The organism is Luteibacter sp. (assembly GCF_035539195.1).
Lineage (GTDB): Bacteria > Pseudomonadota > Gammaproteobacteria > Xanthomonadales > Rhodanobacteraceae > Luteibacter.
In genome coordinates this window covers 99,380-114,539 of sequence record NZ_DATLIW010000032.1, presented here as the reverse complement: position 1 = coordinate 114,539, position 15,160 = coordinate 99,380, and the positions used below count along the sequence as shown (strand labels likewise).

At 66.6% G+C, this 15,160-nt stretch carries 12 protein-coding genes; all 12 read left to right on the top strand.

Translation table 11 applies throughout. From position 1 onward, the window contains the following. The first annotated feature begins 2 nt into the window (after positions 1 to 2). The 12 genes from rodA to VM621_RS12715 all read left to right on the top strand — a co-directional run bounded on the left by rodA (position 3) and on the right by VM621_RS12715 (position 15,137). Complete coding sequence (gene rodA, locus VM621_RS12770) at positions 3 to 1,118, top strand: rod shape-determining protein RodA (protein ID WP_325469341.1); 1,116 nt, start codon at positions 3 to 5, stop codon at positions 1,116 to 1,118. A 62-nt stretch (positions 1,119 to 1,180) separates the two neighbouring features. After that, entirely contained in the window at positions 1,181 to 2,212 is a 1,032-nt protein-coding gene (gene mltB, locus VM621_RS12765; protein ID WP_414674531.1) for a lytic murein transglycosylase B, read from the top strand. A gap of 284 nt (positions 2,213 to 2,496) precedes the next feature. Continuing rightward, positions 2,497 to 3,813, top strand: a complete 1,317-nt coding sequence (locus VM621_RS12760; RefSeq protein WP_325469340.1) for a septal ring lytic transglycosylase RlpA family protein — start codon at positions 2,497 to 2,499, stop codon at positions 3,811 to 3,813. A gap of 37 nt (positions 3,814 to 3,850) precedes the next feature. Further along, positions 3,851 to 5,074 carry a D-alanyl-D-alanine carboxypeptidase family protein gene (locus VM621_RS12755; protein WP_325469339.1) on the top strand — a complete coding sequence of 408 codons (1,224 nt, stop codon included), beginning with the start codon at positions 3,851 to 3,853 and terminating at the stop codon, positions 5,072 to 5,074. A 12-nt stretch (positions 5,075 to 5,086) separates the two neighbouring features. Beyond that, positions 5,087 to 5,377, top strand: coding sequence for a DUF493 family protein (locus VM621_RS12750; protein WP_325469338.1), 291 nt, complete (start codon positions 5,087 to 5,089; stop codon positions 5,375 to 5,377). 202 nt (positions 5,378 to 5,579) lie between these two features. Further along, on the top strand, positions 5,580 to 6,248 hold the full coding sequence (gene lipB, locus VM621_RS12745) for a lipoyl(octanoyl) transferase LipB (protein ID WP_325469337.1): 669 nt from the start codon (positions 5,580 to 5,582) through the stop codon (positions 6,246 to 6,248). Positions 6,249 to 6,261: 13 nt separating this feature from the next. Further along, complete coding sequence (lipA, locus tag VM621_RS12740; RefSeq protein WP_325469336.1) at positions 6,262 to 7,260, top strand: lipoyl synthase; 999 nt, start codon at positions 6,262 to 6,264, stop codon at positions 7,258 to 7,260. A 31-nt stretch (positions 7,261 to 7,291) separates the two neighbouring features. After that, positions 7,292 to 9,619: a carboxy terminal-processing peptidase gene (locus VM621_RS12735; protein ID WP_325469335.1), complete on the top strand. Its 2,328-nt coding sequence runs from the start codon at positions 7,292 to 7,294 to the stop codon at positions 9,617 to 9,619. 92 nt (positions 9,620 to 9,711) lie between these two features. Continuing rightward, on the top strand, positions 9,712 to 10,569 hold the full coding sequence (locus VM621_RS12730; protein WP_325469334.1) for a mechanosensitive ion channel family protein: 858 nt from the start codon (positions 9,712 to 9,714) through the stop codon (positions 10,567 to 10,569). A 483-nt stretch (positions 10,570 to 11,052) separates the two neighbouring features. After that, on the top strand, positions 11,053 to 12,759 hold the full coding sequence (aceF, locus tag VM621_RS12725; protein WP_325469333.1) for a dihydrolipoyllysine-residue acetyltransferase: 1,707 nt from the start codon (positions 11,053 to 11,055) through the stop codon (positions 12,757 to 12,759). Positions 12,760 to 12,774: 15 nt separating this feature from the next. Then, positions 12,775 to 14,616, top strand: coding sequence for a dihydrolipoyl dehydrogenase (gene lpdA, locus VM621_RS12720; RefSeq protein ID WP_325469332.1), 1,842 nt, complete (start codon positions 12,775 to 12,777; stop codon positions 14,614 to 14,616). A 62-nt stretch (positions 14,617 to 14,678) separates the two neighbouring features. Continuing rightward, positions 14,679 to 15,137 (top strand): REP-associated tyrosine transposase, encoded by a 459-nt coding sequence (locus VM621_RS12715; protein WP_325469331.1) that lies wholly within the window; start codon positions 14,679 to 14,681, stop codon positions 15,135 to 15,137. The last annotated feature ends 23 nt before the right edge of the window (positions 15,138 to 15,160 follow it).

The window sequence follows — 15,160 nt, the reverse complement described above, 5'->3', positions numbered from 1 at the left end:
CCATGTTCGCCAACCTCTCCCTTCGCCTCAAACGTTTCGGCCTGCGGCTGCTCACCCGTCCGCGCCTGGACTTGCCCCTGCTGCTGGCCCTGTTCCTGCTCGCCTGCGCCGGCCTGGCCACGCTGTACAGCGCGGGCAACGCCAACCTGTCGTTGGTCGGCGGCCAGGCGGCACGCTTCGTCCTGGGCGCGGTGCTGCTGGTGGTGATCTCGCGTATTCCGCCGCCGGTGCTGCGCTCCTGGACGCCCTGGCTCTACATGGGCAGCACGGCCTTGCTGGTCGTCGTCGCCGCCCTGGGTGAAGGGCGCGGCGCCTATCGCTGGCTCGACCTGGGTTTCATGCGTTTCCAGCCGTCCGAACTGCTCAAGCTCACCATGCCGATGATGGTCGCCTGGTACCTGCACCCGCGGCAGTTGCCGCCGGGCTGGAAGGACATCATCGTCGTCGGCCTGATGATCGCGGTACCGGCCGGACTCATCGCCGAGCAGCCCGACCTGGGCACCGCGTTGCTGGTCGCCGCGGCCGGCGCCTTCGCGCTGTTCCTCTCCGGCATGGCCTGGTGGCGCATCGGCCTGCTCGTCGGTGGCGCCGGCGCGGCGATCCCGGTGGCCTGGCAGTTCCTCCACGAATACCAGCGCAACCGCGTGCGCACGCTGCTCGACCCGGAATCGGATCCGCTGGGCAATGGCTGGCACATCATCCAGTCGAAGATCGCCGTGGGTTCGGGTGGTGTCTTCGGCAAGGGCTGGCAGCACGGCACGCAGTCGCGCCTCGAATTCCTTCCGGAGCACACGACGGACTTCATCTTCGCCGTGTTCTCGGAGGAATTCGGGCTGATCGGCGTCATCGCCATCATGTTGCTGTACGCCTTCATCATCGGTCGCTGCCTGTGGATCGCGATGAACGCGCGCGACACGTATTCGCGCCTGCTCGCCGGCGCGATCGGCATGAGTTTCTTCGTCTACGTCGCGGTGAACGGCGGCATGGTCGCGGGCATCCTGCCGGTGGTCGGCGTGCCGATGCCGCTGATCAGTTACGGCGGTACGTCGGCGGTGTCGTTGCTCACCGGCTTCGGTGTGTTGATGTCGATCCACGCCAATCGCAAGCTCCACGATTGATGCCTGAACGTTTCCCGAAGCGCGCCCCTGACGCGCCTTTCCTGCGTGCTACGCTTCGGCGCATGGATGAAGTTCTCGCCGCGCGCCGCGCACGCCCCGCTCGTTTATTCCCGCGCCTCGCCGGCGCGATGATCGTCTTCCCCCTGATGTTCGCCCCCGCGGTGTTCGCCCAGACCCATCCGGGTCAGGCACAACTCGTCGACGAAGTGGCGAAGGACACGGGCAAGAGCAAGGCCTCGCTGAACGCGATCCTCGACGGCGCGAAGATGCAGCAGTCCATCATCGATGCGATGAACCGTCCGGCGGAAGGCAAGCCGTGGCGGGATTACCGGCCGATCTTCCTCACCGAGCAGCGCATCCAGGCGGGCGCGGATTTCTACCAGACCCATCGCGCGCTGCTCGATGCCATCGGCAGGAAATACGGCGTACCGCCGGAATACATCGTGGCCATCGTCGGCGTCGAGACCTTCTACGGCCGTAACACCGGCAAGTACAAGGTGCTCGACGCGCTGACCACGCTGGCCTTCTATTACCCCAAGCGGGCGCCGTTCTTCCGCGAGCAGTTGAAGACCCTGCTGGAACTGCCGCCGAACCATCTCGCCGGTCCGCTGGATACGCTTACCGGCTCGTATGCCGGCGCGCAGGGCTGGGGGCAGTTCATGCCCTCGTCCATCCGCGACTGGGGCGTGGATTACGACGGCGACGGCAAGATCGACATGAAGGGCTCGATGGGCGACATCTTCGCCAGCGTGGCCAACTATTTTTCCCAACACGGCTGGGAAACCGGCGGTCCGCTGGCCGTGCGCGCCCAGCCGGATGCCGGCGTCCGCGATCCCGCCGTGCCGAAGGACTGGCGCCCCGTGGCGCCGGTGGAAACCTTCGTCGCCCAGGGCTTCGCGCCGCTGCAGCACCTCAATCCGGGGCGTGACGCGCAGCTGGTTCGCCTGGACGGGCCCTCGGGTCCCGAGTACTGGTTCGTCTTCCAGAACTTCTACGTGATCACCACGTACAACCGTAGCCCGATGTACGCGATGGCGGTAAACCAGCTGGCGCAGGCGATCCGGGAACGGACCCATGGATCCGCGGCGCGATGAACGGGCGAATCGAGGAGCTCGCTGTCGTGGGGAGCGTCTCGCTTCGCAGGGATCGCCGGCGTAGCCGGCTCCCACACACAGCCAGCGTCCCGACTGCCCCCCAGCCCATGTACGAACCGCGCCCCCTGCGCGAGCCGCCCCCTCTGCTGCGCGAGTCGCCCCCTCTGCTGCGCGAGCCCCGCCCTCTGCGCGAGCCCCGCTCCCTGCGTGAGCCTCGCTCCCTGCGTCAGCCCCGCTCCCTGTGGGAGCCCCGCCCCCTGTGGGAGCCGCTTCAGCGGCGATGGGTGCTAGCGACACGCCTCGCCCTCATCGGCCTCCTGGCGCTGGCCCTGGCCGCCTGCGGCGGTTCGAAGAACTCCCGTCCGTCGGGATCGCGTGGCGGCAGCGGCGGCTCGTCGTCGTCCTCGCGCGGTGGCCGTGACGACATCAGCAAGTCGCAGTCCTCCCGTTATCGCTCCAGTTCCGACAGCGTGCCGACCGACATTCCGGATGTGAGCAAGCTGCCGGAGCCCGTGCCGAAGGTCGAGCCGCGCGCGCTCTACGGCAACAAGAGCCCGTACTCCGTGCTCGGCCAGACCTACAACGTGCTGCCCACGCCGCGCGGCTACGTCGAGCGCGGCATCGCCTCGTTCTACGGCAACAAGTTCCACGGCTACAAGACCTCGAGCCTCGAGGAATACGACATGTACCAGTTCTCGGCGGCGCACAAGACGCTGCCCCTGCCGAGCTATGCACGCGTCACCAACCTCGAGAACGGCAAGAGCGTCATCGTCCGTATCAACGATCGCGGTCCCTTCCACGAGAACCGCATCATCGATCTTTCCTTCGCCGCGGCGGTGAAGCTCGGCGTCTGGCCGAAAGGCACCGGCCTGGTCGAAGTGCGCGCCATCGATCCGACCGAGGCCAACGGCGATCGCGGCGCGCCCTACGTGAACACGGCGCCGAAACCGGCACCGGTGACCGCCCCGGCACCACCGCCGCGTCCGGCCTTTGCCGCCGCGCCGCCGGCCGCACGCACGGCACCGACGCCGGACATGGCCACCTCGCCGCCGTCGACCCCGTCGCGCTTCGCCGCGGCGGCTCCGGTCGGCGCGACGCCCGTTGTCGCCGGCGCCACGCGCGCGCCGAGCGCGGCCATCGCCGCGCCGGTGGGCACGACCGTCCCGGTCCGGGCCACGCCGGTCGCGACGGCCTCCGCTGGGGACGAGAACGACGGTCCGGTGCCCGGGATGACCGGCGTTTCCGCCGCCGAGGCGCTCCCCCCGCTGCCCGGCGCGAAGCCGGCAACCGCTCCCGCCACGCCTGCCTCGACGCCGCGCCCGGCCACGCCTGCACAAGGCCCGGTGATCGCCTCGGTGCCCGGCAAGCCCTCGATCTACCTACAGGTCGGGGCGTTCTCCGACGTGGCCAACGCCAACCGCGTGGCCGACCGGCTGAACAAAGCCGGCCTGGGCCCTGTCAGTGTCATCGAGACCGCCATCGGCGGCCACAGCGTGCGCCGCGTGCGCGTGGGCCCCCTGGCCGATGTGGACTCCGCCGACCGCGTGACCGACCAGATCTCCGGTATGGGCCTGCCTCGGCCGCAGGTCGCGGTAGACTGACCTTCTTTTTTGTTGCTTTGACTGGATCGCTGAAACGATGAAGCTCTTCCCACGCTCCCTGTTCGCTTTCGCCGCCGCCGCGCTCGTCGCCGGCGTCACCGTGGCGCAGCAGACCCCGCCGCATCCCGCACCCGTTCCGCGCCCGGTCGTCCCCGAGGCGCCGGTGCCGCCGCCGCCGGACGTGGAGGGCAAGAGCTGGGTGCTGATGGATTACAACACCGGGCAGATCATCGCCTCGAAGGATCCGGACGTGCAGCTGGAGCCGGCCTCGATCACCAAGATCATGACCGACTACGTCGTCTCGGCCGAGCTGGGCAACGGCAAGATCCACAACACCGATCCGGTGACGATCAGCGAAAACGCGTGGCGTGGCGGCGGTGCCAGCACCGACGGCTCGACCAGCTTCCTCAAGCTCAACAGCCAGGTTCCGCTGAAAGATCTGCTCTACGGCATGATCATCCAGTCCGGTAACGACGCCGCCATCGCGCTGGCCGAGCACACCGCGGGCTCCGAGCCGGCCTTCGCCAACCTGATGAACGCGTATGCCAAGCAGCTGGGCATGACGCATTCGCAGTTCCAGAACGCCTCGGGCTACCCGGTGGCCAACCACTACACGACGGCTCGCGACATCGCGATCCTCTCCCGTGCACTCATCCACGACTTCCCCGAGGATTACGCGATCTCGGCGGTGAAGGAGTTCGAGTGGAACGGCATCAAGCAGCACAACCGCAACCTGCTCCTGTGGCGCGATAACACGGTCGACGGCATCAAGACCGGTCACACCGCCGCTGCCGGCTACTGCCTCGCCGCGTCGGCGAAGCAGGGCGACGCCCGCATGATCGCGATCATCATGGGCGCCAGCAGCGAGAAGGGTCGCGCCGACGCCGCGCTGGCGCTGCTCAATTACGGCTTCCGTTTCTACGAATCGCACAAGCTGTATGAAGCCAACAAGCCGCTCGCCACGCCCAAGCTGTGGAAGGGCGCCGAGAACACCATCCCGCTCGGCGTCGCCGAAGACGCATTGGTCTCGGTCAAGCGCGGCGACTACGACAAGCTCAAGGCCAACCTCGACATCCCGGCCACGCTCATCGCTCCCTTCAAGAAGGGCCAGCAGGTCGGCACATTGCGCGTGACGCTCGACGGCCAGCCGGTGCTCACCACCCCGTTGGTGGCCCTGAACGACGCACCGGAAGGTGGCTTCTTCTCGCGCCTCTGGGACACGATCATGCTGTGGTTCCACAGCGACAGCGACAAGAAGTAAGAGGACGGCACGATGCGTGAAATCGACTTCAGCGACGCGCAGAAGGACGGCAAGGGCTTCCAGTTCCCGGGCGAGTTCGAGATCACGGCTATCGGCAGCGCCGCGGCCGGCCTCGACAAGCATGTCCCGGCGCTGCTCCATGCGATCGGCCTGGAAGTGCTCCACGAGACCCTGTCGACCAAGCTCACCCCGGCCGGCAACTACCAGTCGGTCACCGTGAGCTTTGTCGCGCCGAGCCGTGAGAAGTACCTGGAGGCGCACAGCACCTTGCGCGCCGACGAGAACATCCGCTTTACGATGTGATCCGGCGCGGGCGGGGCTTTGTGGGCGAAAAGCTTTGTGTGGGAGCCGATTTATCGGCGAATGGGTGCTTGCGGCAGGCTGGCCCGCTGCCGCGGGATCGCCGCTGAAGCGGCTCCCACAGTCGCGGTGTAGTCGGCTCCGGGCTCTTGTATCGCTGGCGCTTCGCCCACAATTCCTCGACATCCCCTCCGATCCGATCCCCATGAGCCTCCCCCTCAACGTCCGCCGGCTGGGGCGCGTCCCCTACGAATCCACCTGGAAGGCCATGAGCGCCTTCACCGACAACCGCACGGACGACACCGTCGACGAGCTGTGGTTGCTGGAGCATGACCCGGTGTTCACCCTGGGCCAGGCGGGCAAGGAGGAGCACGTGCTGGCGGCCGGGGACATCCCCGTGGTCCGCGTGGACCGCGGCGGCCAGGTGACCTACCACGGCCCGGGCCAGATCGTGGCTTACCCGATGATCGACCTGCGCCGTGTGGGCGTGGGCGTGCGCGAGCTGGTCAACCGGATCGAGCAGGCCATCATCGACACCATGGGCGAGTGGAATATCGGCGCCGAGCGTCTCGAAGGCGCCCCTGGCGTCTACGTGGCCGGGGCCAAGGTCGCGGCCCTCGGGCTGCGCATCCGCCGGGGCTGCAGTTTCCACGGGCTGGCCTTCAACGTGGACATGGACCTGGAGCCCTACCACCGGATCAATCCCTGCGGCTACAAGGGTTTGGAGGTCACCCAGGTGTTAGACTTGGGCGGTCCGTCACGGTTGGCGGACGTGGAAGACGTCCTGGTACAGGAATTCTGCAAGCAGTTTGGCTTCCACGCCGTGTCAGCCGAACCCTCCCTCCCCGAACTCCCCGCCCGCATTGCGGTCTGAGGTCGTAGCCGTTATGAGCCATACCTCCACTTCCCCCTCCCGCAGCATCCCCATCGCCGTCGTCGATAAACCCGGCGAGAAGATGCTCGGTAACGACAAGATCGCGCTCAACCGCGCGAACTTCGATACCGACGTGCCCACGCTGCGCAAGCCGAGCTGGATCCGCGTGCGCCTGCCCCAGGGCAACGCCGTGCAGCAGCTGAAGGCGCGCCTGCGCGAGAACTCGCTGGTCACGGTGTGCGAAGAAGCGTCCTGCCCGAATATCCACGAGTGCTTCTCCAAGGGCACCGCCACCTTCATGATCCTCGGCGAGGTCTGCACCCGCCGCTGCTCGTTCTGCGACGTGGCCCACGGCCGGCCGCAGCCGCCGGATCCGCTCGAGCCGGCGCGCCTGGCCGAGACCATCCGCGACATGCGCCTGAAGTACGTGGTGATCACCTCGGTGGATCGCGACGACCTGCGCGACGGCGGTGCCGAGCATTTCGCCTCGTGCATCCGCGCCATCCGCCATGCCAGCCCGAACATCCGCATCGAGATCCTCACCCCGGATTTCCGCGGCAAGGGCCGTATGGAGCGCGCTCTGGACGTGATGAAGGACTTCCCGCCGGACGTCTTCAACCACAACCTCGAGACCGTGCCGCACCTGTACCGCGAAGTCCGTCCGGGCGCCGACTACCAGTGGTCGCTCGACCTGCTCAAGCGTTTCAAGGCACAGCATCCGGAGGTGCCGACCAAGTCCGGCATCATGCTGGGCCTGGGCGAGACGATGGAGCAGGTGCTCGAGACGATGCGCGATCTACGTCACCATGACGTGGACATGATCACCATCGGGCAGTACCTGCAGCCGACGGCGCATCACCACCCGGTGGTCCGTTACTGGACGCCGGACGAATTCGAGGCGCTCCGCGTCGCCGGCGAAGAGATGGGCTTCGGCCATGTCGCTTCCGGCCCGTTGGTGCGATCCTCCTACCATGCCGACCTGATGGCTCACGCCGCCGGCGTCGTCGAATAAACGCCCCAAAGCAATCCGAGGCTTCGACTACATGACCCTTCGCCCCGCGTTCGCCCTCCTGCTGGCCCTTTCCGCCGCGGGTGCCCAGGCACAGACAGCCGCCCCGCAGCATCCGGGTGCGGCCGCGCCGGCGAGCAAGCCTGCGGCGCCCCAGCCGAAGGACGCCTCCGAAGCGGCGACCTCGCCGGAGCCGCAGCGCAAGGAGTCCAGCCTGCCGCTGAAGGCGACGGCCGCCGAGGCCCAGGCCTCGCAGCTGTCGGCGCGTTTCCTCACGCGCTTCCACTACCAGGCCCAGCCGCTCGACGACGCCATGTCGGCCAAGATCTACAAGGCCTACTTCGACGCGCTCGACAGCGAAAAAGTCTTCTTCACCCAGGAAGACATGGACAAGTTCGCGCCGCTGAAGACCCAGTTCGACGACGCGATCTGGAACCAGGACCTCAGCGGTCCGTTCTCGGTGTTCAACCTGTACATCACGCGTGCCGTGGATCGCATGACCTACGCGCGCGGCCTGCTGAAGAAGGGCTTCGACTTCAGCGGCAACGAGAGCTTCAACTTCGACCGCAAGAAAGCCGCGATCCCGAAGAACCAGGCCGAGCTGGACGACGTGTGGCGCAAGCGCACCATGAACGACTGGCTGCGCCTGAAGCTCGCCGGCAAGAGCGACGACGACATCCGCAAGACGCTCGACAAGCGCTACGCGACCTACATCAGCCGCGTGCGTCAGCTCGACGACGAGGACGCGACGCAGGCCTTCATGACCGCGTACGCCAATTCGACCGATCCGCACACCGACTACCTCGGTCCCCGCGCCGCCGACGCGTTCGACATCGCCATGCGCCTGTCGCTGGAAGGTATCGGTGCGGTGCTGCAGGCGCGCGACGACTACACCACCATCCGCGAACTCGTTCCGGGTGGCCCGGCGAGCAAGTCCGGCAAGATGAAGGCGGGCGATCGCATCGTCGCCATCGGCCAGGGCGAAACCGGCCCGATGGTCGACGTCGTGGGCTGGCGCCAGGACGACGTGGTCAAGCTGATCCGCGGCAAGAAGGACACCACGGTTCGCATCGAGGTCCTCCCGGCCGACGCCGGCGTGGACGGCAAGCACGACATCGTGACCCTGGTCCGCAAGAAGGTCACCATGGAAGAGCAGGCCGCCAAGTCCAAGGTCATCGACGTGAAGGACGGCGACGTCACCCGCAAGATCGGCGTGATCGACCTGCCCACGTTCTACCAGGACTTCGGTGCGCGCAAGAACGGCGACGCCAACTTCAAGAGCGCCACCCGCGACGTCGCCAAGCTGCTCACCGAGCTCAAGGCGCAGAAGGTCGAAGGCGTGGTCATCGACCTGCGCAACAACGGCGGCGGCTCGCTGTCGGAAGCCACTGAGCTGACCGGCCTGTTCATCGACACCGGCCCGGTGGTGCAGGTGCGTGACGCACGCGGCCAGATCGACGCGCAGGGCGACGATGCACCGGGCATGGCCTGGGACGGCCCCATGGCCGTGCTGGTCAACCGTGGCTCGGCCTCGGCTTCGGAGATCTTCGCCGCGGCGATCCAGGATTACGGCCGTGGCCTGATCATCGGCGAGCCCACCTTCGGCAAGGGCACCGTGCAGAACCTGGTCGACCTCGACAAGTTCGGCAAGGCGGCCACCGGCGAAGACGCCAAGTACGGCGAGCTTAAGATGACCATCGCCGAGTTCATCCGTATCAACGGCGACAGCACGCAGCTGCGCGGTGTCACGCCCGATGTCATGTTCCCGCAGAACGGCGACGCGAAGGAATTCGGCGAGTCCACCTACGACAACGCGCTGCCGTGGCGTCATATCGATCCGGCCGACTACAAGCCGGTCGCCGACCTCAAGCCGATCGTCGGTCCGCTCAACGCCAAGCACGAAGCACGCGTGGCGAATTCGCCGGCGTGGAAGCTCATGCTCGACGAAATGGCCGAGTACAAGAAGCTCCGCGACAAGACCGACATCTCGCTGAATTTCGCCGCACGCCAGGCCGAGCGCAAGCAGTACGACGCGCTGCAGACCGACTTCCGCAACCGCCGCAAGGCGATCTTCGGCGGTGACGGCAGCCCGGCCGATGCCGCCGACGATGCGAACAACGGCGACGACGGCCTCAACGCCAACGAGCGCAGCCTCAAGTCGGAGATCAAGCAGGAAGCCGATGCGAAGAAGGCGAAAGACACGCCGCTCGACGAAGCCGCGCACATCGTCGGCGACGAGGTGGCGCTGATCAAGGCGGATCCGAAACTCGCCGCGGAAGTCCTTCCGTACGGCGGTCGCAAGATCGATGCACCGCAAACCGCGCAGGTGCCATCGAGCCGACCGGCGGCGACCAACCCCTAAACGACAAGCCCGCCACTGGCGGGCTTTTCTTTTTCTGCATTGCCTATCCCTGCTAGCCTCTGTGCCGAACAGAAAAACGCAGGAGGCACTCCATGAACGATTTGCTCAACCACCTCGGCATCGACACCGCCATGCGCGCGCTGATCGTCACCTATTCGATCCGCCTCGGCCTTGCCGTGCTGCTGCTCCTCATCGGCTTCTGGATCGCCGCGCGGGTGGCCAACTTCGGACGCCGCGCGTTGGAGCGGGCCCGCGTCGACGTCACGCTGGCGATGTTCCTGCGCAACGTCATCTACGGCATCCTCATCGCGCTGCTGCTGATCCAGGTGCTCGGCATGGCCGGCATCCCCACGGCCTCCTTCATTGCCGCGATCGGCGCGGCCGGCCTGGCCATCGGCCTGGCCCTCAACAGCTCGCTGTCCAATCTCGCCTGGGGCGTGCTGCTGATCCTGTTCCGCCCGTTCCGCGTCGGCGACCACGTGACTATCGGTGGTGTCGAAGGCGACGTGCAGAGCGTGAACCTCATGCACACCTACCTGATCACGCCCGACAATCGCCAGGCCGTGCTGCCGAATGCTAAGGTCGGCGGCGAGGCGATCATCAACTTCAATGTCCGCGGTACGCGTCGCTTCGAGATCAAGGTCGGCATCGGCTACAACGACGACATCGGCAAGGCCATGCAGGCGGTGCGCGATCTGTTCGCCGCCGATTCGCGCATCCTCAAGGACCCCGCGCCAGGCGTATGGACCGAGGCCCTCGGCGATTCCAGCGTGAACCTCGTCATCCGCGCCTGGACCGCGACCGGCGACCTTTGGGAAACCCAGACCCTGTTGATCCGCAGCATCAAGGAGCGTTTCGACGAGGCCGGGATCACGATCCCGTATCCGCAAAGCGAGATCCGCCTGGTGCGCCACCCCGCGGACGACCAGCCGAAGCCCGAAGCCTCCTGATCCCGCTCTGTAGGGGAGCCAAAGCTCAGCCTCCGGATCAAAGCTTTGCGTGGGAGCCAAGATCGAAGCCTCGGAATCAAAGCTTTGTGTGGGAGCCGCTTCAGCGGCGATCGGGCCGCCTCGGCCCGCTGGCCCGCTGCCGCGGGATCGCCGCTGAAGCGGCTCCCACAATCGTTTGGGATCGCCGCTGAAGCGGCTCCCACAATCGTTCGGGATCGCCGCTGAAGCGGCTCCCACAATCGTTCGGGATCGCCGCTGAAGCGGCTCCCACAATCGTTTGGGATCGCCGCTGAGGCGGCTCCCGCAATCGTTGGGGTGGCCGGTTCCCGCGTGGGTTCTCCCTGAAATACAGCCGAACAACTGTTTGAATCGTGGGAAACGGCGCCCGAGGGATTACAATCGACCGGTTGCGCCTCACAGCGGCGCCCTTCCTTCCCCCGCCGGTGGGTTTGCCGCCCGCCGACGCCTGCTCCAGGAGTTCCTATGGCCGACGTCAAAGAAGCCCGTGTCCCCGATATCGGTGGCAGCGCGGTCCCCGTCATCGAAATCATGGTCAAGGTCGGCGATCGCGTCGAGAAAGACCAGAGTCTGGTGACGCTCGAATCCGACAAGGCCACGATGGAAGTGCCGGCGCCCTTCGCTGGCGTCATCAAGGAACTGAAGGTCAAGGTCGGCGACGAAGTCGACGAAGGCCACGTGATCGCCCTGGTCGAAGCCGAAGGCGATGCCCCGGCCGCGGAAGCCCCGAAGAAGGCCGAAGCCCCCAAGGCCGATGCGCCGAAGGACGAGGCGCCCAAGGCCGCCGCTCCGGCTCCGGCTCCGGCCGCCGCCAAGGCGCCGTCCGCATCGAAGTCCTCCGGCCCGGTCAACGTCACCGTGCCCGACATCGGCGGCAAGCCGGTGCCGATCATCGAACTCATGGTCAAGGTCGGCGACACCGTCACCAAGGACCAGAGCCTGATGACGCTGGAATCGGACAAGGCCACGATGGACATTCCCGCACCTGCCGCCGGCGTGATCAAGGAACTCAAGGTCAAGGTCGGCGACGAGGTCAACGACGGCGACCTTATCGCGGTGCTGGAAGGCGAGGGCGGCGACGCCGCCGCGTCGACCGACACGCAGCCTGCGCCGTCCGCCGGGACGCCGGGTGTCTCCGAAGCACGTGCCGAAGCACCGAAGCGCGAAGCCGCGGCGCCGGTCGCCGATCTTCCGGTCGGTGGCGCGCCGCGCACGCCGCCGGTGTCGTTCGACGCCAGTGTCGTCATGCCGGGGTCCGTGCCTTACGCCAGCCCCGCCGTGCGCGCCTTCGCTCGCGAGCTCGGCGTGGATGTCGCCCAGGTCAAGGGCAGCGGCCGTGGCGGTCGCATCCAGCGCGAAGACGTTTCCGGTTACGTCAAACAGGTGATGACGGCCGGCGTGCCGGCGTCCGCAGGTGGCGCGGTTGCCGCCGGCGGTGGTCTCAACCTGCTGCCGTGGCCGAAGATCGACTTCTCCAAGTTCGGCGAAGTGGAAGAAAAGCCGCTCGGCCGCATTCCGAAGATCTCCGCGGCCAACCTCGCGCGCAACTGGGCGATGATCCCGCACGTCACGCAGTTCGAAGACGCGGACATCACCGAGCTGGAAGCCTTCCGCAAAAAGCTCGGCGAAGAGAACAAGGATCTCAAGGTCACCCCGCTGGTCTTCCAGATCAAGGCGGTGGTCGCGGCGCTGAAGAAATTCCCGCAGTTCAACGCGTCGCTGGACGCGTCGGGCGAGACGCTCACGCTGAAGAAGTATTTCAACGTCGGCATCGCCGTGGACACGCCGGACGGCCTGGTCGTCCCGGTCATTCGCGATGCGGACAAGAAGGGCCTGCTCGAACTCGCCGCCGAACTGGGTGAAATCTCGAAGAAGGCGCGCGACAAGAAGCTCACCGCCGCCGACATGCAGGGCGGCTGCTTCTCCATTTCCTCGCTGGGTGGTATCGGCGGCACGGCGTTCACGCCGATCGTCAACGCACCGGAAGTGGCCATCCTCGGTGTCTCCAAGGCGCAGATGAAGCCCGTCTGGAACGGCAAGGAATTCGTGCCGCGCCTGATGCTGCCGCTGTCGCTGTCGTACGACCATCGTGTCATCGACGGTGCGCTGGCCGCACGCTTCGCGGTGTTCCTCGCCAATCAGCTCGGCGACATCCGTCGCCTGCTGCTCTGACGGGAGACCCACGCCATGGCAAACACGATTGAACTGAAAGTCCCCGAACTCGGCGGTTCGCACGACGTGCCGGTGATCGAAATCCTGGTCAAGGTCGGCGACACGGTCGCCAAGGACCAGAGCCTGGTCACCCTCGAGTCCGACAAGGCCACGATGGATGTGCCGGCTTCGCAAGGCGGCAAGATCGTCGAGATCAAGGTCAAGGTCGGCGACGAACTCAACGACGGCAGCGTGATCGCCCTCATCGAGGCCGAAGCCGGTGCCTCGGCTTCGGCTGAGAAGCCGGCGGACGGCAAGGCTGCGGCTGGGTCGACTGCGAAGCCGGCGGCGACCGCCGCGGAATCGGCTACGCCGGCCGCCGGTGGTACGGTGTCCGAAGCCCCGGCTCCGGCGCCTACGACGTCCAAGTCCGCACCCAAGGCTGCCGCCGACTCCGGTCGCAAGGCCGATATCGAGTGCCAGCTGGTCGTCCTCGGCTCCGGTCCGGGCGGCTATACGGCCGCCTTCCGTGGTGCGGACATCGGCCTGGATACCGTGCTGGTCGAGCGTTACGCCATTCTCGGTGGCGTCTGCCTCAACGTCGGCTGCATTCCGTCGAAGGCGCTGCTCCATGCGGCGGCGGTGATCGACGAGGCGGAAGCCATCGCCGCGCACGGCATCACCTTCGGCAAGCCGACCATCGACCTGGACAAGCTGCGCTCGTTCAAGGAGAAGGTCGTCGGCAAGCTCACCGGTGGACTTGCCCAGATGGCCAAGGCACGCAAGGTGCGTACCGTCACCGGCGTCGGCACCTTCATCTCGCCGAACGAGATGGAAGTCCAGACGGCCGAGGGCACCAAGCTCATCCGTTTCCAGAACGCCATCATCGCCGCCGGCTCGCAGTCGGTGAAGCTACCTTCGTTCCCGTGGGACGACGAGCGCGTGATCGATTCGACCGGCGCCCTCGAGCTGCGCGACGTGCCGAAGACGATGCTCGTCGTCGGTGGCGGCATCATCGGCCTGGAAATGGCCACGGTGTATGCGCGCCTGGGTTCGGAAGTGACGGTCGTCGAACTCGCCGACCAGCTCATGCCGGGTGCCGACCTCGACTTGGTCAAGCCGCTGCAGGCGCGCATCGCCAAGCGCTACAAGGGTATCCACCTCAAGACCAAGGTCGTCGAGGCGAAGGCCACCAAGAAGGGCATCGAAGTCACGTTCGAAGGCGAGAGCATTCCCGAGACCAGGCTGTTCGATCGTGTCCTGGTGTCCGTCGGCCGCTCGCCGAACGGTAACAAGGTCGGCGCCGACAAGGCGGGCGTGGAAGTGACCGATCGCGGCTTCATCCCGGTCGATCGCCAGATGCGTACCAACGTGAAGCACATCTTCGCCATCGGTGACCTCGTCGGCCAGCCGATGCTGGCACACAAGGCCACGCACGAAGCCAAGGTCGCCGCCGAAGCGGCCGCCGGTCAGAAGAGCTTCTTCGACGCGCGCGTGATCCCCTCGGTGGCCTACACCGATCCGGAAATCGCCTGGGTCGGCGTGACCGAACGCGAGGCGAAGGAAAAGGGCCTGAAGATCGGCGTCGGCAAGTTCCCGTGGGCGGCCTCCGGTCGCGCGATCGGCATCGACCGCACCGAAGGCTTCACCAAGCTCCTGTTCGATGAAGAGACGCATCGCATCGTCGGTGCGGGCATCGTCGGCGTGCACGCCGGCGACCTCATCTCCGAACTCGCGCTCGCCATCGAAATGGGCGCCGAAGCCGGCGACATCGGCCGCACCGTCCACCCGCACCCCACGCTCGGCGAATCCGTCGGCATGGCCGCCGAGGTGTACGAGGGCACGATCACCGATCTGTACATTCCGAAGAAGAAGTAACTCACGCCCACCCGCGGTGCCGGACGGCATCGCGGGTGGCGCGCTGGCGGCATTGTGTGGCGATGCATACATCACCTCACTCGCGCGACCTCCGTCGGGGTCGTGTTTCTGAACCCGGTCGGATCTACCTGATCACCACGGTCGCCTGGAATCGGGCACCCGTGTTCCGCGACGTCGCTCTCGCACGTCGCGCCTCGCGCATCTGTCACTCGCCTGCGACCTGGAAGGATGCCGCATGTCTTGCGTGGGTCCTGATGCCCGATCACTGGCATGGCCTGATCGAACTTCACGATGGCGACCTTTCGCGTGTCGTCGCACGATACAAGGCCATGGTCTCGCGTTCGATCAAGCGATCGACAGGGCGCAAGTCGCCGGTCTGGCAGACGTCGTATCAGGATAGGGCGCTGCGCAAGAGCGATGACATCAAGGCGGCAGCACGCTACATCGTCGCCAATCCGATTCGCGCGGGCCTTGTGACACGCGTCGGCGACTATCCCTACTGGAACGCCACCTGGCTCTAGCGCAGGCGCAGCTTCTTCCGGGG

What these genes read in the sequence shown, in the direction of transcription:
- rodA (WP_325469341.1), top strand. Translation starts at nt 3, where the DNA reads ATGTTCGCCAACCTCTCCCTTCGCCTCAAACGTTTCGGCCTGCGGCTG.
- VM621_RS12755 (WP_325469339.1), top strand. Translation starts at nt 3,851, where the DNA reads ATGAAGCTCTTCCCACGCTCCCTGTTCGCTTTCGCCGCCGCCGCGCTC.
- lipB (WP_325469337.1), top strand. Translation starts at nt 5,580, where the DNA reads ATGAGCCTCCCCCTCAACGTCCGCCGGCTGGGGCGCGTCCCCTACGAA.
- lpdA (WP_325469332.1), top strand. Translation starts at nt 12,775, where the DNA reads ATGGCAAACACGATTGAACTGAAAGTCCCCGAACTCGGCGGTTCGCAC.
- mltB (WP_414674531.1), top strand. Translation starts at nt 1,181, where the DNA reads ATGGATGAAGTTCTCGCCGCGCGCCGCGCACGCCCCGCTCGTTTATTC.
- VM621_RS12715 (WP_325469331.1), top strand. Translation starts at nt 14,679, where the DNA reads ATGCATACATCACCTCACTCGCGCGACCTCCGTCGGGGTCGTGTTTCT.
- VM621_RS12730 (WP_325469334.1), top strand. Translation starts at nt 9,712, where the DNA reads ATGAACGATTTGCTCAACCACCTCGGCATCGACACCGCCATGCGCGCG.
- aceF (WP_325469333.1), top strand. Translation starts at nt 11,053, where the DNA reads ATGGCCGACGTCAAAGAAGCCCGTGTCCCCGATATCGGTGGCAGCGCG.
- VM621_RS12735 (WP_325469335.1), top strand. Translation starts at nt 7,292, where the DNA reads ATGACCCTTCGCCCCGCGTTCGCCCTCCTGCTGGCCCTTTCCGCCGCG.
- lipA (WP_325469336.1), top strand. Translation starts at nt 6,262, where the DNA reads ATGAGCCATACCTCCACTTCCCCCTCCCGCAGCATCCCCATCGCCGTC.
- VM621_RS12750 (WP_325469338.1), top strand. Translation starts at nt 5,087, where the DNA reads ATGCGTGAAATCGACTTCAGCGACGCGCAGAAGGACGGCAAGGGCTTC.